The organism is Cohnella algarum (assembly GCF_016937515.1).
Lineage (GTDB): Bacteria > Bacillota > Bacilli > Paenibacillales > Paenibacillaceae > Cohnella > Cohnella algarum.
In genome coordinates, this window is record NZ_JAFHKM010000002.1 from 4,184,636 (window position 1) to 4,201,874 (window position 17,239).

Genomic DNA, 17,239 nt, shown 5'->3' on the forward strand with positions numbered 1-17,239 from the left:
GCTATAAAGGTATTGCTGTAACTTGCTGCATGTTCATGCTCGGACGGATGTCGCATGATGTCGAAATAGGAAAAAAGTAGGAAATCTGTTTCAGATTGCGATTTTTTTAGATAAAATATTCTCAGATCGCCAGGAAATAGTATAATAGGATGACAGTGGTTGATATTCGAAGCGCGGAGGGGTAGGCCATCCATGGCACAGTTGTACACTCTCTTTTTTTCCCTCGTCGAAACGATGGGAGCGACCGCGATCATTTTGACGCTCTTCCGCTACAAATTGACGAGCTATTTGCTCCCGGCGATCGCCGTCAATCTGTTGATGGCCTTTCAGGGGCTCGTGCTCGGAGGGGATTACCCGATTTCCGATTACACGCCGCTGATCAATATTATTTTGCTGAGCGTATTCATTTGCAAAATCGTCCGGGTTCCGATGATCTGGTCGTTCGTCGTCAGCGTATCCGGCTACATGGTGTCCGTTGTCGTGCAAGCGGGGCTCGTCGTCTTGTCCGGGTATCCGCTCGCGCAGCTGCAGTCGGACTCCGGCAAAATTTACGCGATTCAAACCGCCACCAACGCTTTGCTGATGATCGCTTCCTATGTCCTGTACAAGCGCGGCATCGGCTTGTCGTTTCAGTTCAAGCGGCTGAGCTTCAAGTCCGAGCGGGCGTTCGTTCTCTTTTTGATCGTCGGCATGACGATCGCCTTCGGCATTCTTCTCCGATACAGAGCGGTATACATGGACATTATTTGCCTCGTGCTCGCCCTTCTCGTGTTCGCCTTTTACCTTTTGAAGAAGGAGTCGAAGTGGAATGATTGACCAGCTCGCTTCGAGGATGGCCGTCGCGATCAAGCGGTCGGCGGCAGATCATCCGGCCAGCGTGGACGTGCTAACGTTTTCGCTGATCGCGATTTTGAACGGATTGTCTATCGTTCTCCTCACGATGGCGGTGTCGCTCGCGACGGGCAAGCCGGGAGAAGCGGCCGCGGCGCTTGTCGGCTACGCGCTGCTCCGGCAAATGTCCGGCGGCATCCATCTGAAGTCCGGCGACCTTTGCGTCGTCGTATCGGTTTTGGCGCTAACGGCCATGTCGTTCGCCCGGTTCGACGATTCGGCGGTCATCGGCCTTACGGCCGCGGCCGCTTTTCTGGCCCTCATTTTTTCGCCGTCCCGGATCGACGGACAAACCCGGATTCCCCGCAAATACTACCCGCTTCTTAAAGTTTTGTCCGTCTTGACGGTCGCGTCCAACTTCCTGTTCATGTCCTCCGTGCTCGCCGTCGCGTTTCTGGTGCAGTGCCTCACGTTAATCAGAGGAAGGGGGTGAATTCATATGCAAAAACGTTTTTTCCATGCCATCGCGTCCGCGCTTGGCGTCGTAGCGGTTGCTGTCGTGTCCACGGCATGCCTGTGGTATTTCCATCAGCCGAAAGTGCCGCAAGAACTTCTGAAGTAACCGGATTCGGGGGATGGCGATGATTCTCTCTGTTTCCAAAGATCCGGAGGCGGCTTCGGGGTTCCATGAGCTTCCAGTCGAAGAGATTCTGTTCATCGAAGCTCCGAAACTGAAAGACATGGTCAGTTTTCATACGCTGACCGACAGATTTTATGCGCCGGGTACGCTCAGATATTGGGCGGAAGGATTGAGGGCTTCCGGATTGGATTTTGCCATGGTCGATCGAACGAACGCCATCCATCTGACGAAAGTCATGCACGTCGACCGCCGTTACCGCATCGCTTATTTTGACGAAAGGAAGTCCAAGTCCTGCACCATTTCCATCAGCAACGTGAGCAAAGTGCTCCAATATCTGAGCGTATGATCGAATGAGGCTGCCATGACCGGCAGCCTGTTTTTGTATTTTAGTCATAAAACACAAAAAAACGACGGCAATAAACATGACATGCCTCATTTACTTCTGGATTTTGGCACCCTATAATAAAGAAAATAACGGAGGTGATATTACATGAACCTCACGGAAAGGGAGAAGGAAAAGTTGTTGATCACCGTTGCGGCCGATCTGGCGCAGCGGAGATTAAGCCGGGGCGTGAAGCTCAATTACCCCGAATGCGTGGCGTTGATTACTTCCGCCATCATGGAAGGAGCCCGCGACGGAAAAACGGTGGCGGAATTAATGGCCTACGGCCGCACGCTGCTTACGCGCGATCAGGTGATGGAGGGCGTGGCGGAGATGATCCACGAGGTCCAGGTCGAGGCGACGTTTCCGGACGGAACGAAACTGGTGACGGTGCATCATCCGATTCCATAACACAAGGGGGCCTTTTGATCATGATACCTGGAGAAATCCGGCCGGCCGCCGGCGAGCTGGAACTGAACGCGGGACGCCGGAAGGTCGAGCTGACGGTGGTCAACAACGGTGACAGGCCGGTGCAGGTCGGATCGCATTTTCATTTTTTCGAGGTGAACCGGGCGCTTTCCTTTTCGCGGGAAACGGCGTTCGGCATGCGGCTGGACATCCCGGCCGGAACGGCGGTCCGGTTTGAGCCCGGTGAAGAAAAACCGGTCGTCCTGACCGAGCTTGGGGGAGCCAGGCTGTCGTACGGGTTGAACGGGCTGACGAACGGCTCGGCCGAAGGCGGCATGCCGGCGGATGTCGCGGAGCGGCTTGCCCGTTGGCATGCATTGGACAAGGGGGAAGCCTGATGCGCATGGATCGCGGAAGCTACGCCGGCATGTTCGGGCCGACGACGGGAGACGCCGTCAGGCTCGCGGACACCGAATTGTGGGCCGTCATCGAAAAGGATCACACCGTGTACGGCGACGAAGCCAAGTTCGGCGGCGGCAAAGTCATACGGGACGGAATGGGGCAGTCGAGCCGGGCCGTTCGGGACGAAGGCGTGCTGGACACGCTGATCACCAACGCGGTCGTCATCGACTATACCGGAATTTACAAAGCCGATATCGGCATGAAGGACGGGCGGATCGTCGGCATCGGCAAGGCGGGAAATCCCGACATCATGGACGGCGTCGACGCGAATATGGTCGTCGGGGCTAGCACCGAGGTGATCGCGGGCGAAGGAAAAATCGTGACGGCCGGAGGCATCGACACGCACATTCATTTTATCGCGCCGCAGCAGATCGAAACGGCGCTGTCTTCCGGCGTCACGACGATGATCGGCGGCGGAACGGGACCCGCGACGGGAACGAACGCGACGACGTGCACCCCCGGCGCCTGGCACCTCCGGCGGATGCTGGAAGCGGCCGAAGCGTTCCCGATGAATGTGGGCTTTCTCGGGAAGGGCAACGCCTCGACGCTGCCGCCGCTGATCGAGCAAATCGAAGCGGGAGCGATCGGGCTGAAGCTCCACGAGGACTGGGGCACGACGCCGGCGGCGATCGACGCCTGCCTGACCGCGGCCGACAAGTACGACGTCCAGGTGGCGATACATACCGATACGTTGAACGAGGCCGGGTTCGTGGAGGATACGCTCCGCGCGATCGGCGGCCGCACGATTCATACGTATCATACGGAAGGTGCCGGCGGCGGCCATGCGCCGGATATTATCCGGGCGGCGGCCGAGCCGAACGTCATTCCTTCCTCGACGAATCCGACGCGGCCGTTTACGGTCAATACGATCGAAGAGCATCTGGATATGCTGATGGTTTGCCATCATCTGGACAGCCGCATCCCCGAGGACGTCGCCTTTGCCGATTCGCGCATTCGTCCCCAGACGATCGCGGCCGAAGATATTTTGCACGATTTGGGAGCGTTCAGCATTATCAGCTCCGATTCCCAGGCGATGGGGCGCGTTGGCGAGGTCGTCATCCGCACCTGGCAGACGGCGGACAAAATGAAAAAGCAGCGCGGCCCGCTCGCGGGCGACGACGCGAACGGGGACAACCACCGGATCAAACGCTACGTGGCCAAATATACGATCAATCCGGCGATCGCGCACGGCATTTCGCATTTGGTCGGATCGGTGGAAGTCGGCAAATGGGCGGACCTCGTGCTGTGGACGCCGGCCTTTTTCGGCGTGAAGCCGGACATGGTGCTGAAGGGAGGCAGCATTGCCTTCGCCCAAATGGGCGATCCGAACGCCTCCATTCCGACGCCCCAGCCCGTCTTCGGCCGGCCGATGTTTGCCGCTTACGGCCGCTCGCTTGCGCAAAGCTCGATCACGTTCGTCTCTCAGGCGGCTTACGACAGCGGAATCGCGGAGCGGCTCGGATTGGCGAAAAAAATCGAACCGGTGCGCGGCTGCCGCAACATCGGCAAGAAGGATATGATTTTCAACGACGCGACGCCGGCGATCGAGGTCGATCCGGAAACGTACCGGGTGACGGTGGACGGGGAACTGGCCGTCTGCGAGCCGGCAACGGAGCTGCCGATGGCCCAAAGGTATTTTTTGTTTTAGCGGTTCGTACCCGCGTGCAGCGATTGCATATGAGCAGCGGCGGCTCGTTTTCGCAAGCAGCGGATGCAAATAGGCAACGGTTCGTTTCCGCATGCAACCCGGCGCGCTGAACCGGCTGACGGATCCCAAGCGCGCTAACGGATGTCAGAGACTCTGTTTCGTCGAAATTCGGGTAAAGCCTGCACATTCGCATGAATTTCACCCTTTGGCGCTTGTTCTTGGATGAGAATTCGATGGAGGTGAGCAAGTCATGACTGCCAAAACAGGCGGCCCCGTTTCCCAGGAGCCGTACAACTGGCTGTCGCTGCAACTGCTGCTCGACTCCGCGCTGCCGATCGGCAGCTTCGCCCATTCCTACGGGCTGGAAACGCTCGTGCAGGAAAATGTCGTCCGCGACGGGGCGGAACTGCGGCAATATTTGGAGGGCATGCTACTGCACAGCTGGGCGACCGGCGATTTGATGGTCGTCAAGGCCGTTTATGCCGATGAGGCTTACAGCGGAGGAGGCCGGGACCCGGCGCGAGCCGGCGCCGCGGCGGCCCAAACCGGCCACGCGGCCAGCGTGCCAGGCAGCGTCCATTCGGCGCACGCTGGTGCATCGGCGGCCCTTCCCGGCGGCTCGCGCCCGTCCGCCGACGATGTCGCGTACGCCGCCTCGATCGAGCGGCTCGTGCACGTTCAGCGGCTCGGGGCGGAAACGCGCGACGGGGTGGAGAAGACCGGACGGAGGCTGATGCGGCTTGCGCCCCATCTGTTCCCGTCCCTGCCGGTGGAGCGGCTTGCGGCCGACGTGCGCGCCGGCCGTTGCCTCGGCACTTATCCGTACGTTTTCGGATGGTTATGCCGGCATCTCGGCATTCCGCTCGATCGGGCGGCCGAAGGGTACTTGTACGCTTGCGCGTCGACCGGCGTCAATGCCGCGTTAAGGCTGATGCCGATGGGCCAACACGAAGCGCAAAAGCTGCTCGCTTCGTTGTTTCCCGTCATCTCGGAGGCTTGGGCCGACGTTCGCGATATGGATCCGGCGGACGCCTACGGCGCGATGCCGCAGGCGGAAATCGGCATGATCCGGCATGAGCGTCTGTATTCCCGCTTATTTATGTCGTAACGGAAATCGCAATCGAAAAATCGGAGGAGATCTTTTCATGACCAGAGGACAAGGACATTTGCATCACCGCGAATTTCGTTCGGAACGCGAACAACTTCGGTTTCACCGGCTCGGCCACGATCACGAGCATCCGGAATGGGAAACGCCGGCGCTGACCGGCGGACGCCCGCTTCGCATCGGCATCGGCGGCCCGGTAGGATCCGGCAAGACGAAGCTGGTGGAGCGGATTTCCGCCGCGCTCAAGGACGAGCTGGACCTCGCGGTCATCACGAACGACATTTATACGAAAGAAGACGCCCGGATTCTCGTGGACAGCGGCTGCCTGCCAATGGAGCGGATTATCGGCGTCGAGACCGGCGGCTGCCCGCACACGGCCATTCGCGAGGATGCTTCGATGAATTTCGAAGCGGTGGAGGAGCTGCAGGAACGGTTTCCGAATTTGGAGCTGATTTTGATCGAAAGCGGCGGAGACAACCTGGCGGCGGCGTTCAGCCCGGAGCTGGCGGATCGCTTCATTTATATCATCGACGTCGCCCAAGGCGAGAAAATCCCGCGCAAAGGCGGGCCCGGCATCAGCCGCTCCGACCTGCTCATCATCAACAAAACCGACCTGGCGCCTTTTGTGGGCGCAAGCTTGGACGTCATGAGGGATGATTCCGGAAAAATGCGCGGCGACAAGCCGTTCGTCTTTACGAATTTGTTCAGCGGCGAAGGTTTGGACGACGTCCTGAAGTGGGTGCGGCGGCAGGCGGAGGAACACGCCGCGGCGGTATGAGGCCGGGGGAGCATGCAAAGCTGCAGGTCCGCTCGCGCCTGAAAGCGAGGGCGGAGCTCGTTCGCGGCAAGCCCGCGCTTGCGGAAAGCTATCACGAAGCCCCGCTCAAAATCGCCAAAACGTTCCCGCTGCACGAAGAGGCGGGCCCGCAGCTGGCCGTCGTTCATATGGACGTCTCTCCGGGGCTTATGGACGGCGACCGCTATGCGTACGACTGGCGTATCGGCGAGGGGGTGCGGTTATACGCGACCAATCAGGCGTACACGCGCGTGCACCCTTGCCCTTACGATGCGGCGAAAGTCGAGCAAAGATTCGTCCTGGAGCGGGATGCCGTGCTGGAGTGGCTGCCTGAACCGGTCATGCTGTACCGGGACGCCCACTACGAATGCGTTACGGAAGTGGATTTGAGCCCGGGCTCGATTTGCGTCATCGGCGAAGCGCTCGCGCCCGGCCGGATTTCCCGCGGCGAACGGTTCGCTTTTCGATGCAGCGATACGAAGCTGGCCGTCCGTCATAACGGCGAGCTTATCCATTATCAACGCCAGCGCCTGCTGCCGGACAAGATGTCGCTGGCGGCGCCCGGCAGCTTCGGCTCCTATACGCATCTGGCTTCGCTGTACGTTTTTTCGGATAAAATCGGGCCCGAGCTGGCCGATCGGCTCGCCGGCGTAATGGAGGAAAGCTGTCCGGAAGGCGTCGTCTGGAGCGTCGCAAGAACGGCCAAGCTGGGCGTTGTCGCGATGCTGGCGGGGAACCGGGGCTGGCAGCTTCAACGGCTGCTGACGCTCGCTTGGGACGAAACGCGCCGGCAGCTCCTCTCCGCGCCGCCGCTCCGGCTGATCGGTCACGCCTGACGAGGAAGGCCTTACGGGCCGACTGCCGCAATATCGCGCGCGTCGGCCCGCAAGGCCTTTTTGTCGTGTTCGATCGTCAGCCCTTGTCGGGAAAAAGCCCGGCGAGGCCCGCGAACGGAAGATTTTCGTAGTGATCGGTTTTGTAGACGATTTCGGATTCCAGCTTCGCCTCGTCCGACAGCTTGTTGCGGCGGAATTGGAGGCGGTCGAACAGCTTCACCAAAATGCGGGCGGTATTGACCGCGTCGTCCAGCGCTCGGTGATGGGAGCCGACGAACGGGATTTCCAGCATCTCCAGCGCGTTTTTTAGGCCCATTTGCTGATGCTTCTCGAGCTTGAACGTTTTGGACAGCATTTTTTGCAAATTGTTATGGTTGACGATCCAGTCCGTCGGAATTTGATGGGTTCGGCATTCGTTCACAAGCTGCCGGTGATCGTCGGGACCCCAGGCGCACAGGAAGTATTCGCCGTCGCCGATCCAATCGGCGAATGCGGACACGACTTCGGCCAGCGTGCCGGATCCGTCTACGTCTTCCTGCTTGATGCCGGTAAACGAAGTGGTGTCCTCGGTCAATTTCGGCACGATCACCGGCCGGACAAACGATTGAAACGTATCGACGATGACCGGCGCTCCGTCCGCGATTCCGACTTTGGCCGCGCCGATTTCGATAATTTCCGCGACTTGGCCTTTTTTGCGCCGGACGGTCATTTCCAAATCATATACGATATAAGTCAAGTGGGCACACCTCTGAAAAATTCGGTCAATGGGATTCCATACTTCGTTATTATAGTTCCCGCGGCCTTATTTGTCATGGGATTCGGATTTTTTGCTATAATGGGCGCATGAACACGATTACGTTATTATATGTGGAAGACGACCCGGAGATCGGCGCGCTCGTGAAACGCCATTTGCAGGAAAAAGGATTCGAGGTAAGGTGGCTGCGCAGCGGCGAAGTAGCGCTTGCCGAGGCGGAAGGCTGCCGGCTGGCCGTTCTCGACGTCATGCTGCCGGGCCTGGACGGCTTCACGGTCGGCCAACGGCTGAAAAAACAAATGCCCGGCCTGCCGATTTTGCTGCTGACGGCCCGCACGTCGATCGAGGACAAGCTGCAAGGGCTGGAATTCGCCGACGATTATTTGACCAAGCCGTTTCACCCGGAAGAATTGGAGGCGAGAATTAAAGTTCTGCTCCGGAGGCACGGCTCGCACGCTTCCGAGCCGGTCGCGATCAAGCATTTGCTGTTTTTCGAAAACGAAAACCGGCTCGTCGACCGCGACAGCGGGGAAGAGCTGACGCTGACCGGCAAACAGTTTCAAATTTTCACCTATATGGTGCGGCATTTGGGGCAAATTTTGACGAAAGAGCAAATCTTCGAAGCCGTTTGGGGGGAAACGTATCTGGAAGGCGACAAAACGCTGATGGTCCATATCCGCTATTTGCGCGAAAAGATCGAGCGAGATCCCGCCGCGCCGGAAGTCATCGAAACGGTTCGCGGCATCGGCTACAGGGTGAGGGCATGAAGCCGGTTGAAGCGGAAAACGCGGACAAGCCGGAAAAGCCGGCCTTTCTCGGCTCGCTGTTGTTCCGCTACATGATGATCGTCGTGCTGGCGCTCTTTTTTATTCCCGCCGTGCTTGTCGCGGTTTCGGTTTTTTATGCCGTCGTCAACGGCCCGGTGCAGCCGGAGCTGAAATACGGAAATTCGCAGCAGGTGAAGTCGGACTGGGACGCGGAAGCGGGCAAGCTCGACGCCTCGAACCCGGAAATCGTGAACGAGCGGCTGCGGGAATTGAAGCTGCGGTATGAAGACGCGTCCATGTTCTGGGTGGACGGGACCGGCCGGACGAGGCTGCAATTGCCCGAGCAAGCCGGTTTGCCGCTTTCGTGGACGGCGGACGACACGGTCCGCTTCATGAAGCAAAGCGTGAACGGCGATCCGTATACGGTCGTGTCGTTTCTCGGCGCGGACGGGGCGGGTCCCGGATTTATGGTGCTGCAGCTGCCGAGAACGTTCCTGCGGGCCGATTCGCCCGTCGATATGATGGCTCCGACGTTTTTCGGGCTCGTCCTGCTCATTTTCCTCGTTTTCGTCCTGCTGTCGTGGCTGTTTTTCCGGAACATTCGCCAAAGGCTTCTTCGGCTGCAGTCCGCCATGACGGCAACGGACGGAGACGGCATCCCGGTTCCGATCGTTTTGTCGAAGCGGGACGAAATCGGCAAGCTGGAGCAGGCGTTCAACGGGATGGCGGAACGTCTGCGCGTCGGCAGAGAGCGGGAACGCGAGGAGGAGAAGCTTCGCAAACAGCTGATCGGCAGCTTATCGCACGATTTGCGAACCCCGCTGACCGTCATGCGCAGCCACGTGCATTTGCTCGGACGCGAGGCGCTCAGCCTGCAAGGAGAAGAATCGGTCCGCCAGCTGGAGGCGAAGACGGAACGGCTGGGCGGCCTGATCGACAACCTGTTCGCCTATACGCTTATGACCAGCGGCAAATACCCGCTCAAGCTCGAAGTCTGCGATATCGCCCGGCTCGTTCGGCAAGGCGCGGCGACCTGGTATCCGTTATGGGAAAAAGAAGGGATCGAGCCCGAGGTCGATTTGCCCGAAGTCCCGATCCGATGGGAAGTGGACAAGGAAGGCTTCCTCCGCATTCTGGACAATCTGTTCCAAAACGTCGTCCGCCACGCCCGTTCGGGCGGATGGATCGGCATTTCCGCCCGAACGCTCGATTCGGGAGCGTTCGCTCTCGTCATTTCCGACCGGGGCCCCGGAATGAGCGCGATTTCGGCCGCCAAGGGCGGAGGCATCGGGCTGGCGATCGTTGACTACTTGCTGCGGGAGATGAAGTTGTCGTCGCGGGTCGAATCGGGCGAAACGGGAACCCGAATCGCCATTTGGCCGCGCGATATGCAGCTTTAACCGTTTTTTAAACTCCGGGCGCTCCTTGTTTTAACCTCCGCGAGCTATGATGGCTTACGAGGTGAACGAGATGAGCGAATGGATGATTCAAACGAAAGACCTTAGCAAGACGTACAAAGGCCGCGCGGCGGTCGACCGCCTTCATTTGAACATAGCGCGGGGCGACATTTACGGGTTTCTCGGACCGAACGGCGCGGGCAAAACGACGACGATCCGCATGCTGCTTGGGCTGATCAAGCCGACGAAAGGCAGCGTGGAAATTTTCGGCAGGCCGCTTGAACGGGACAAGCTGAATATCCTGCGCAAAGTCGGCTCGCTGGTCGAGTATCCTTCCTACTACGGACATTTGACCGCCGTCGAAAACCTGGAGGCGATCCGCCGGATATTGGACGCGCCCAAGTCGCGCATCGCGCAGGTGCTGGAAACGGTCGGCCTGACGAAAGAGGCCAAACGTCCGGTCAAAGGCTTCTCGCTTGGCATGAAGCAGCGGCTCGGAATTGCCGCCGCCTTGATCGGCGATCCGGAGCTGCTCATTCTGGACGAGCCGACGAACGGGCTGGACCCGTCGGGCATATTGGAAATTCGCGAGCTGATCAAAGGGATGCCGAAGCAATACGGCATTACCGTGCTCGTTTCCAGCCACTTGCTCAGCGAGGTGGAGCAAATGGCGGGCACGGTCGGCATTATCCGCCAGGGCAAGATGGTGTTCCAGGACACGATCGAGTCCCTGCGCCGGCAATCGGAAGGCTCGATCTCGGTTGCCGTGTCCGAGCCGGAGGAGGCGCTGCTTGCCCTGCTCCGGATGGGATATCAGGGGGCGCTGGAGCAAGGGCGCATTCGGCTCGAAGGCGCCGACGACGAAAGCGTGGCGCGCATCGTCAAGGAACTGGTGCAGCGGAACCACGCGATCTACCGGATCGAAGAAAAGCGGCAGTCGCTCGAGGAGCTGTTTTTGCAAATCGTCGGAGAGGGGCTGCGGGCATGATGGGTCGCGTGCTTTCCGCCGAATTGCTCAAAATCCGCAAAAAGGGCTTGTGGCTGCTCGCATTTTGCGGCCCGGTCGGCCTCGTTGCGCTGCAGGCGCTCAATTTCGGCATTCGGTACGATTATTTGACGAAGGAATACGCGGCCGATCTTTGGGGCGGACTCGTCGGAAACATCGTGCCGTTTATTCCCGTGACCGTCCTGGCCGGCATTACGCTGATTTGCTCGCTCCTTGCGAACGTGGAGCATCAGACCGGCGCCTGGAAGCAGCTGCTGGCTTTGCCGGTTCCGAGGCGAACGGTGTTCGCGGCCAAATTCGCGGTATCGTCGCTGCTGCTCGGCTTTTCCTGCGGCGTGCTTGCCCTGTCGACCGTCGCCCTCGGCGTCGCGCTCCGTTTCGGCTGGGACTTCCCGGCCGCCGACATTTTGCGCTTCAGCTTTCTGCCTTTTCTGGCCTCGCTGCCGTTTCTCGCGCTCCTGCTTTGGCTTTCCATCGTCTTGCGCAATCAGACGCTTCCGGTGACGCTCGGGATGGTGTCCGGCGTTTGCTCCTTGTTTACCGGCAACCTGTCGGAGTTCGCGCCGATCAACTGGCCAATGTTCGCTGCCGGACCGGCGCCGGTCATGCGGATCGCCGTCGGGGGAGGCTTGCTGCTCGGAACGGTCGTTTACTTGATCGGCTCGGCGCATTTCAACCGGAAGGATGTGAGCTGACGATGATGGCTTTCTTGCGTCTATTATCGACGGAACGCTTGAAACAAGCCAAATCGCGAATCGGTTGGCTGATTCCGATCAGTCCGCTGCTTTCCCTCGCCGTCGGGCTTCTGTCCCAGCCGCCCGAAGAGGCTTCGCAGAGCGAGTCGTTTGCGGTCGTTCTCTCCTCCATGTCGTTTTTTCACGCGATGCTGCTGCTTCCGATCCTGGTCGGACTGTTCGCTTCCAATGTATGCAGGTACGAGCATATGGGAGGCGGCTGGAAACAGCTGCTGTCGCTGCCGGTCACGAGAACGAAGCTGTACGCGGCGAAATATATGATGATCGCGTGGCAAATCGCCATCGTTCAAGCGCTTCTTGCGGCCGCCGCCGTCGCCGTATTTTACGTGCGGAAAATGCCCGGCGAGCTGCCGTGGGACATGCTGCTGAGCAGCGCGCTCGGCGGCTGGGTCGCCTGCCTGCCGCTGGCCGCTTTGCAACTGGGCGTCTCGCTGGCATGGTCGTCCTTCGCGGCTCCGCTTGCCGTCAATATCGCGTTGACGCTGCCGAACATTTTAATCGTCAACTCCGCTCAATACGGACCTTTCTATCCATGGGCGCAGCCGATGATCGCGATGATTCCCCGGGAGAGCAACGACACGTTCGGCGCTCTGGGGCTTCCGCTCGAAAGCATCATGATCACGGTGGCCGGCAGCTTCGCGGCGTTCGTCGCGGCGGGTTTGATCTACTTTAAACGAAAGGCCGTGTAAGGCGTAAGGAAAACCGGCTTTTGGAATTTTGCGAGGGACCGGCGAGCGGGAAGCGGCGGAGCCCGTCGTCTCGCCCGCCTTCATAACCTCCGTTCGGCTTCATATGCTTTGAAGGAGGGGAGCGTGAAGCCGGGTGGAGGAAAAATTCGGCAAGGTCAATCCAGTCAATAAAGTCGCGCTTTACTACGATTTGAAAAAGGCGCAAAAAGAAACCGAAGAAAAGCTGGCCTCGCTGCGTGCGGCGATATTGGCCGAATTCGATTCGGGAAACGGCTCGTCCGAACGGCTCGTCGGGGATTACCGCGTCAAAATCGTCGTCCAGGAACGCCGGGAATACGACGACGACAAGCTGTACGAGGCGCTTCCGGACCCGGACGTGTGGAGACTGCTGTCCCGGGCGGATCCGGCCAAGGTAGCCGCGCTGATCAAGCTTAACGTCATAACGGAAGAGGCCGTGAGAGGAGCTTTCGCGGTGAAAAAAGTGCCGGCGCTGCAGGTGGACCGGGAGTAGGAAACAGGGGGATAGGGGAGTAGACCTCATAGCAGCCGCTGAAACGATAGGTTTCGGCGGTTTTTTTTGCAGGGAAAGGAATCCTGAATTCTTCGCCTCGAAAGCGTCGCCTCTCATGACACTTCGCTCAAAATCTCCGTCAATCACGATCCCCGCAGCTCTGTTTTTTATTTATATGAACATTCGATATTTTGGTTTAATATAGGCATTAAGGGCTCATAGACATGTAGTTGCCGAAACCAGTAAAAAAAGAGAAATTGATCGGGGATGCCGCAAATGGAGCTGTGAAGCTTCAAGACGCAATTGGAGGCGATTTGAGGGAATGAATTACATTTGTTTGATTGAATTGAACGACGTAACCCCAAAGATATGGAGAAAATTTCAGTTTCACCCGAACATCACTTTCGAGCAGTTGCATCATATCCTTCAATTCGTCATGGGGTGGGAAAACGATCATCTCTACGAATTCGAAATCAAAGGACGAAGGATCGGCGAGCAGAATGCGTTTTCCGGCATGTTTTTTGGTAACAATAACGAAGCCGCCGCAGAAAGCGAAATCGTATCCGCTCACCTGAAAAGAAAAAACGCGAAACTCAAGTATTTGTACGATTTCGGCGACGGCTGGGAACATACGATTACGCTTATCGATCCGAAAGCGCCTCCCTTAAACGACGCTTCTTATCCCGTTTGCCTGGAGGGAGCGCGCTGCTGTCCTCCGGAAGATGTGGGAGGCGTGCCGGGATATGAGTTCATGCTCGAGGTACTGGACGATCCGGAACACCCCGAATACGAGCATATGACCGATTGGCTCGGGGAAGATTATGATCCGGAGCGGTTTTCCATCGATGCCGTCAACGAGCTGCTTCGGTCGGACAAGTTTGTTCCGAAGCCGCTTCCCCGCAACGCACCGTTGCCAAAGTCAAAGCCGAAGCCGGCAAAGTTGACCAAATCGGCGCTCAATAAATATTTGAACCAGATAAGTCAAGATCAACTCATAGATTTGGTTAAGGAGTGCTTCGACTCAAGCAATGACGTCAAAAAACTGCTCTCCGTCCGAATTATCGGGGAGGATGCGGCGATATCCTTGTTCTACGTGTTCGCCGCCTGACTTTATGGCGGGAAAAAGGCATGAATTCGCCATTCGGTGTGGCGGAGCCAAACCGAATAAACAGCCGACAATAGCCTAATCCCTTCTGTACAATGACGGTGGATTAGGCTATTGTCGATTAAAAAGGAAAATGCTCCCGAACCTTTGGCGAGGATCCCCGGGAGCATTCACTTCATCATGTCAAAAATACTTTATTTCGGCCTTTCTTGCAAGGCTTATTTACGCACATTCGGAAATCAATCTCCTGACGTCCAGCTCTGCTGTGAAAACTGCGGTCGGCTTCTCCATAAACACGATCGTTATTGGCGAGGAATTGTGACGAAGCATGAGGTCATCCAGATCCCGATCTACCGTCGATATTGTCCTACCTGTAGAATAACAATCTCCCTCCTGCCGGAGTTCCTGATTCCATGGGCCCGGTATGCGACTTGGGTGCGAGAAGCGGCATTAAAGCGCAAGCACAAGGGATTCTCTTGGCGGCAGACGACAGAAAGCACAACAACTCCTGCCGTGCGTTATAGCCGCCGTACGTTGAAACGCTGGTGGGCAAGACATCTGCGCCGCGCAGCGGATGCAGCACTATGGGTTGCTGGGAAACTCGTAGCCCAGGGGGACGACACGGATATGCTCCACCTTTACCCCACCATGATGAACCCAACGCCAATGGATACATTGGATTGGCTGGACAAACTGTTACCCCGATTCATCCCCGCTGGCGCATCCAGACGGGGCTATTGGACGTTTCTAAATGCGAGGTTACCTGTAGCATCACGCTTATAAATCCCTTCAGCATCCACCGCCAAGGAGCAAGGCAAACGAAAATCGCCTCCAAAATTGCTTTAAAAATCGCCTGGACGGCAAGTTGCCCTCCTGATCCCACAAAATATGCGCCCTCCCTGGCTTCTAGCGTCTATGCGATACTCTCATAGACCACAGGGAGAGGAGATTTAGCATGGATGAGCAAGCAAGGCAGCAAGAAGCCAACTTCCGTTATGGCTTAATTGCATCACTGGTTAGCCGCAAATTGGATCCCGGAGAACAGATGGCGTTGATGCGCGAAATTGTAAGCCATGAGTATGAAACGTCGTCGGGACAGCGAAGGAGAATTAGTCTACGAACGCTTGAGCGATATTTAAAAGCGTATCGCGAAGGCGGATGGGAGGCGCTGTTGCCCTCCGTCCGAGCAGACAAACTCACGACCAGGGAAATCCCCGAGGATGTGCTTGCCAAAGCGATTGCCTTAAAGCAGGAGCAACCCGGCCGAAGCGTCAGGCAGATTATTGCGATTCTGGAACTGGCGGCATTCGTGGCCCCCGGCACCCTGAAAGAAAGCACGCTTAGCAAGCAGCTTCGCCGCCGCGGCGTCACGCGCAAAGCGTTACTGAATACGGGGTGGAGCCACTTTCGCCGGTTTGAAGCCACGCACCGAAATAGCATGTGGCAAGGCGATGTGCAGCATACCCTTTACCTTCCGCATCCGGACAAGCCCGGCAAGAAGGTCATGGCCTATCTGGTTATTTTCATTGACGATTACTCTCGCTTCGTTGTGCATGGCCAGTTCTATTTCGAGGAACGTGTGGCCCGGCTGGAGGATTGCCTGAAGAAGGCGATTTTAAAGAACGGAGTGCCGGAAATGATCTATGTCGATAACGGCGCCATCTATTCTTCACACCATTTTGAGCGGATTTGCGGGCGACTGGGGGCAGAGCTTAAGCATACTCGCCCCGGACGTCCTATGGGACGCGGGAAGCAAGAAAAGTTCTTCCGATTTGTCGACCAGAGCTTTGTGCCGGAGGCATACGACCTGATTGAACAAGGGAAGATCCAGACGCTTAACGATTTGAATCGATTCTTCTCGGCGTGGCTTGAGATTGCTTACCACCAGAAAGTCCACAACAGCTTTAAGCAGCGCCCAGTCGACCGATACCAAAAAGACGACCACCCGATTCGCATGTTGCCGCCGCATGAACTCATAGAAGTATTCTTGCTGGAGGAATCCCGCAAAGTGGACAAAACGGGATGCATCTCGCTGCTGGGCACGATATTCGAGGTCCAGACAGAGCTTGCCGGCTCGAAGATTCAGGTGCGATTCGATCCGCACGACCTGTCCGTCATCCAGGTGTGGAAGGACGGCCAGCGCTATGAAGACGCGAAGCCAATGAAGCTCCGCGATCCGAAAAACCGGCCGAAGCAGGATGAACCGAAGGCCGTCATGCAACCGCCGAAGACGGGCCTCAACTATGTGGAATTATTGGTGGAAGAACAGAAACGGCAGACCCGCGAAGCGCAAGGCGCTGCGCTTTCGCGAGCGATGAAAGAGGTGAATCGCTCATGATTCGTGGTTTCTTCGGGTGGGAGCGCGTTCCGTTCACCCGGGAGATTGAAACACGGCATCTGCACCGCTCCAAGCGATTCGAAGAATGTGTAGCACGGATGCAGTATATGGTGATGACTCGCTCGATTGGCTGCGTCACCGGTGAAATTGGCTGCGGCAAGTCGACAGCCGTTCGCTACTTGAAAGACCAACTGGATCCGAACAAGTACCGGTTTATCTATCTGTCGGATGCGAATCTGAAACCAAGGGACTTTTACCGTGAACTCCTCCACCACTTCGGCTTGCCGCCCAAGTTTCTGCGCAGCGAAGCCAAACGGCAATTCCAGCACCTCGTATGGGATTTGTACGAGAACCAGCAGAAGGTCGCCGTTATTGTCGTGGATGAAGCGCACCTGCTTTCAGGAGACATGCTGCAAGAAATACGCTTTTTGACGAATTTTCGTATGGACTCGATTTCGCCGCTTGCCCTGCTGCTCATTGGACAGCCGGAACTACAGGCCACGTTGCAACTGAGAATCTTCAAGCCGATTACACAGCGGATGAACGTGCGTTTTCATTTGGAAGGCTTGTCGCTCGAGGAGTGCCGCGATTACATCTCCCACCAATTGGAGGTTGCCGGAAGTACAGGGCCGGTGTTTACGACAGAAGCGATGGACGCCATATACGCGCATGCTCGGGGGATATGCCGAGAGATAAATAACGTCTGCACCGCTGCGCTTCTGGATGCAGTGCTGCGAAAAGACAAAATGATTGATACCGTCCATGTGACGAGGATCCTAGCTGAATTTAAGGAACAGTGAGGGATGACA

Annotated in this window: 21 protein-coding genes; 20 read left to right on the forward strand and 1 reads right to left on the reverse strand. The window is 57.4% G+C overall.

The annotated features are described in order from the left end of the window. Positions 1 to 192: 192 nt before the first annotated feature. From JW799_RS18680 to JW799_RS18725, 10 genes are all read left to right on the forward strand, one after another. Positions 193 to 816 (forward strand): hypothetical protein, encoded by a 624-nt coding sequence (locus JW799_RS18680; protein ID WP_080840620.1) that lies wholly within the window; start codon positions 193 to 195, stop codon positions 814 to 816. Then, positions 809 to 1,324 carry an accessory gene regulator B family protein gene (locus JW799_RS18685; RefSeq protein ID WP_080840619.1) on the forward strand — a complete coding sequence of 172 codons (516 nt, stop codon included), beginning with the start codon at positions 809 to 811 and terminating at the stop codon, positions 1,322 to 1,324. The genes JW799_RS18680 and JW799_RS18685 overlap by 8 nt, the downstream gene beginning before the upstream one ends. A 6-nt stretch (positions 1,325 to 1,330) precedes the next feature. Continuing rightward, entirely contained in the window at positions 1,331 to 1,453 is a 123-nt protein-coding gene (locus JW799_RS18690; RefSeq protein ID WP_080840618.1) for a cyclic lactone autoinducer peptide, read from the forward strand. A gap of 19 nt (positions 1,454 to 1,472) precedes the next feature. Continuing rightward, positions 1,473 to 1,817 carry a LytTR family transcriptional regulator DNA-binding domain-containing protein gene (locus tag JW799_RS18695; protein WP_080840617.1) on the forward strand — a complete coding sequence of 115 codons (345 nt, stop codon included), beginning with the start codon at positions 1,473 to 1,475 and terminating at the stop codon, positions 1,815 to 1,817. Positions 1,818 to 1,961: 144 nt separating this feature from the next. Continuing rightward, positions 1,962 to 2,264, forward strand: coding sequence for an urease subunit gamma (locus tag JW799_RS18700; RefSeq protein ID WP_080840616.1), 303 nt, complete (start codon positions 1,962 to 1,964; stop codon positions 2,262 to 2,264). Between the two features lie 20 nt (positions 2,265 to 2,284). Next, complete coding sequence (locus JW799_RS18705) at positions 2,285 to 2,659, forward strand: urease subunit beta (protein WP_080840615.1); 375 nt, start codon at positions 2,285 to 2,287, stop codon at positions 2,657 to 2,659. Between the two features lie 5 nt (positions 2,660 to 2,664). Further along, on the forward strand, positions 2,665 to 4,371 hold the full coding sequence (ureC, locus tag JW799_RS18710; protein WP_420830692.1) for an urease subunit alpha: 1,707 nt from the start codon (positions 2,665 to 2,667) through the stop codon (positions 4,369 to 4,371). Positions 4,372 to 4,621: 250 nt separating this feature from the next. After that, positions 4,622 to 5,479 (forward strand): urease accessory protein UreF, encoded by an 858-nt coding sequence (locus tag JW799_RS18715; RefSeq protein WP_080840613.1) that lies wholly within the window; start codon positions 4,622 to 4,624, stop codon positions 5,477 to 5,479. A gap of 37 nt (positions 5,480 to 5,516) precedes the next feature. Further along, positions 5,517 to 6,254: an urease accessory protein UreG gene (gene ureG / locus JW799_RS18720; RefSeq protein WP_080840612.1), complete on the forward strand. Its 738-nt coding sequence runs from the start codon at positions 5,517 to 5,519 to the stop codon at positions 6,252 to 6,254. After that, positions 6,251 to 7,108 carry an urease accessory protein UreD gene (locus JW799_RS18725; protein ID WP_205431132.1) on the forward strand — a complete coding sequence of 286 codons (858 nt, stop codon included), beginning with the start codon at positions 6,251 to 6,253 and terminating at the stop codon, positions 7,106 to 7,108. The genes ureG and JW799_RS18725 overlap by 4 nt, the downstream gene beginning before the upstream one ends. A 76-nt stretch (positions 7,109 to 7,184) precedes the next feature. On the opposite strand, the gene JW799_RS18730 is transcribed toward JW799_RS18725, so the two are convergent. Further along, the gene (locus JW799_RS18730; RefSeq protein WP_080840610.1) at positions 7,185 to 7,844 is read right to left on the reverse strand and encodes a 3'-5' exonuclease; all 660 of its coding nucleotides are present in this window, start codon (positions 7,842 to 7,844) and stop codon (positions 7,185 to 7,187) included. Between the two features lie 107 nt (positions 7,845 to 7,951). On the opposite strand from JW799_RS18730, the gene JW799_RS18735 reads away from it, so the two are divergent. The 10 genes from JW799_RS18735 to JW799_RS18775 all read left to right on the forward strand — a co-directional run bounded on the left by JW799_RS18735 (position 7,952) and on the right by JW799_RS18775 (position 17,230). Continuing rightward, positions 7,952 to 8,629, forward strand: a complete 678-nt coding sequence (locus tag JW799_RS18735) for a response regulator transcription factor (RefSeq protein ID WP_205431133.1) — start codon at positions 7,952 to 7,954, stop codon at positions 8,627 to 8,629. Continuing rightward, entirely contained in the window at positions 8,626 to 10,029 is a 1,404-nt protein-coding gene (locus JW799_RS18740; protein ID WP_205431134.1) for a HAMP domain-containing sensor histidine kinase, read from the forward strand. The genes JW799_RS18735 and JW799_RS18740 overlap by 4 nt, the downstream gene beginning before the upstream one ends. A 70-nt stretch (positions 10,030 to 10,099) precedes the next feature. Next, positions 10,100 to 11,014: an ABC transporter ATP-binding protein gene (locus tag JW799_RS18745; RefSeq protein WP_080840607.1), complete on the forward strand. Its 915-nt coding sequence runs from the start codon at positions 10,100 to 10,102 to the stop codon at positions 11,012 to 11,014. After that, entirely contained in the window at positions 11,011 to 11,727 is a 717-nt protein-coding gene (locus JW799_RS18750; RefSeq protein WP_080840606.1) for an ABC transporter permease, read from the forward strand. Before JW799_RS18745 ends, JW799_RS18750 begins: the two co-directional genes overlap by 4 nt. A gap of 2 nt (positions 11,728 to 11,729) precedes the next feature. Beyond that, positions 11,730 to 12,476: an ABC transporter permease gene (locus JW799_RS18755; protein ID WP_080840605.1), complete on the forward strand. Its 747-nt coding sequence runs from the start codon at positions 11,730 to 11,732 to the stop codon at positions 12,474 to 12,476. Positions 12,477 to 12,609: 133 nt separating this feature from the next. Continuing rightward, on the forward strand, positions 12,610 to 12,987 hold the full coding sequence (locus JW799_RS18760) for a hypothetical protein (RefSeq protein WP_080840604.1): 378 nt from the start codon (positions 12,610 to 12,612) through the stop codon (positions 12,985 to 12,987). A 322-nt stretch (positions 12,988 to 13,309) separates the two neighbouring features. Beyond that, entirely contained in the window at positions 13,310 to 14,095 is a 786-nt protein-coding gene (locus JW799_RS18765; RefSeq protein WP_205431136.1) for a plasmid pRiA4b ORF-3 family protein, read from the forward strand. A gap of 177 nt (positions 14,096 to 14,272) precedes the next feature. Beyond that, the gene (locus JW799_RS30250) at positions 14,273 to 14,875 is read left to right on the forward strand and encodes a DUF6431 domain-containing protein (RefSeq protein WP_420830693.1); all 603 of its coding nucleotides are present in this window, start codon (positions 14,273 to 14,275) and stop codon (positions 14,873 to 14,875) included. 172 nt (positions 14,876 to 15,047) lie between these two features. Next, a complete protein-coding gene (locus tag JW799_RS18770) occupies positions 15,048 to 16,430 on the forward strand; it encodes a DDE-type integrase/transposase/recombinase (RefSeq protein WP_080832306.1) in 1,383 nt (460 codons plus the stop codon). After that, positions 16,427 to 17,230 (forward strand): ExeA family protein, encoded by an 804-nt coding sequence (locus JW799_RS18775; protein WP_080832318.1) that lies wholly within the window; start codon positions 16,427 to 16,429, stop codon positions 17,228 to 17,230. The genes JW799_RS18770 and JW799_RS18775 overlap by 4 nt, the downstream gene beginning before the upstream one ends. Positions 17,231 to 17,239: the final 9 nt, after the last annotated feature.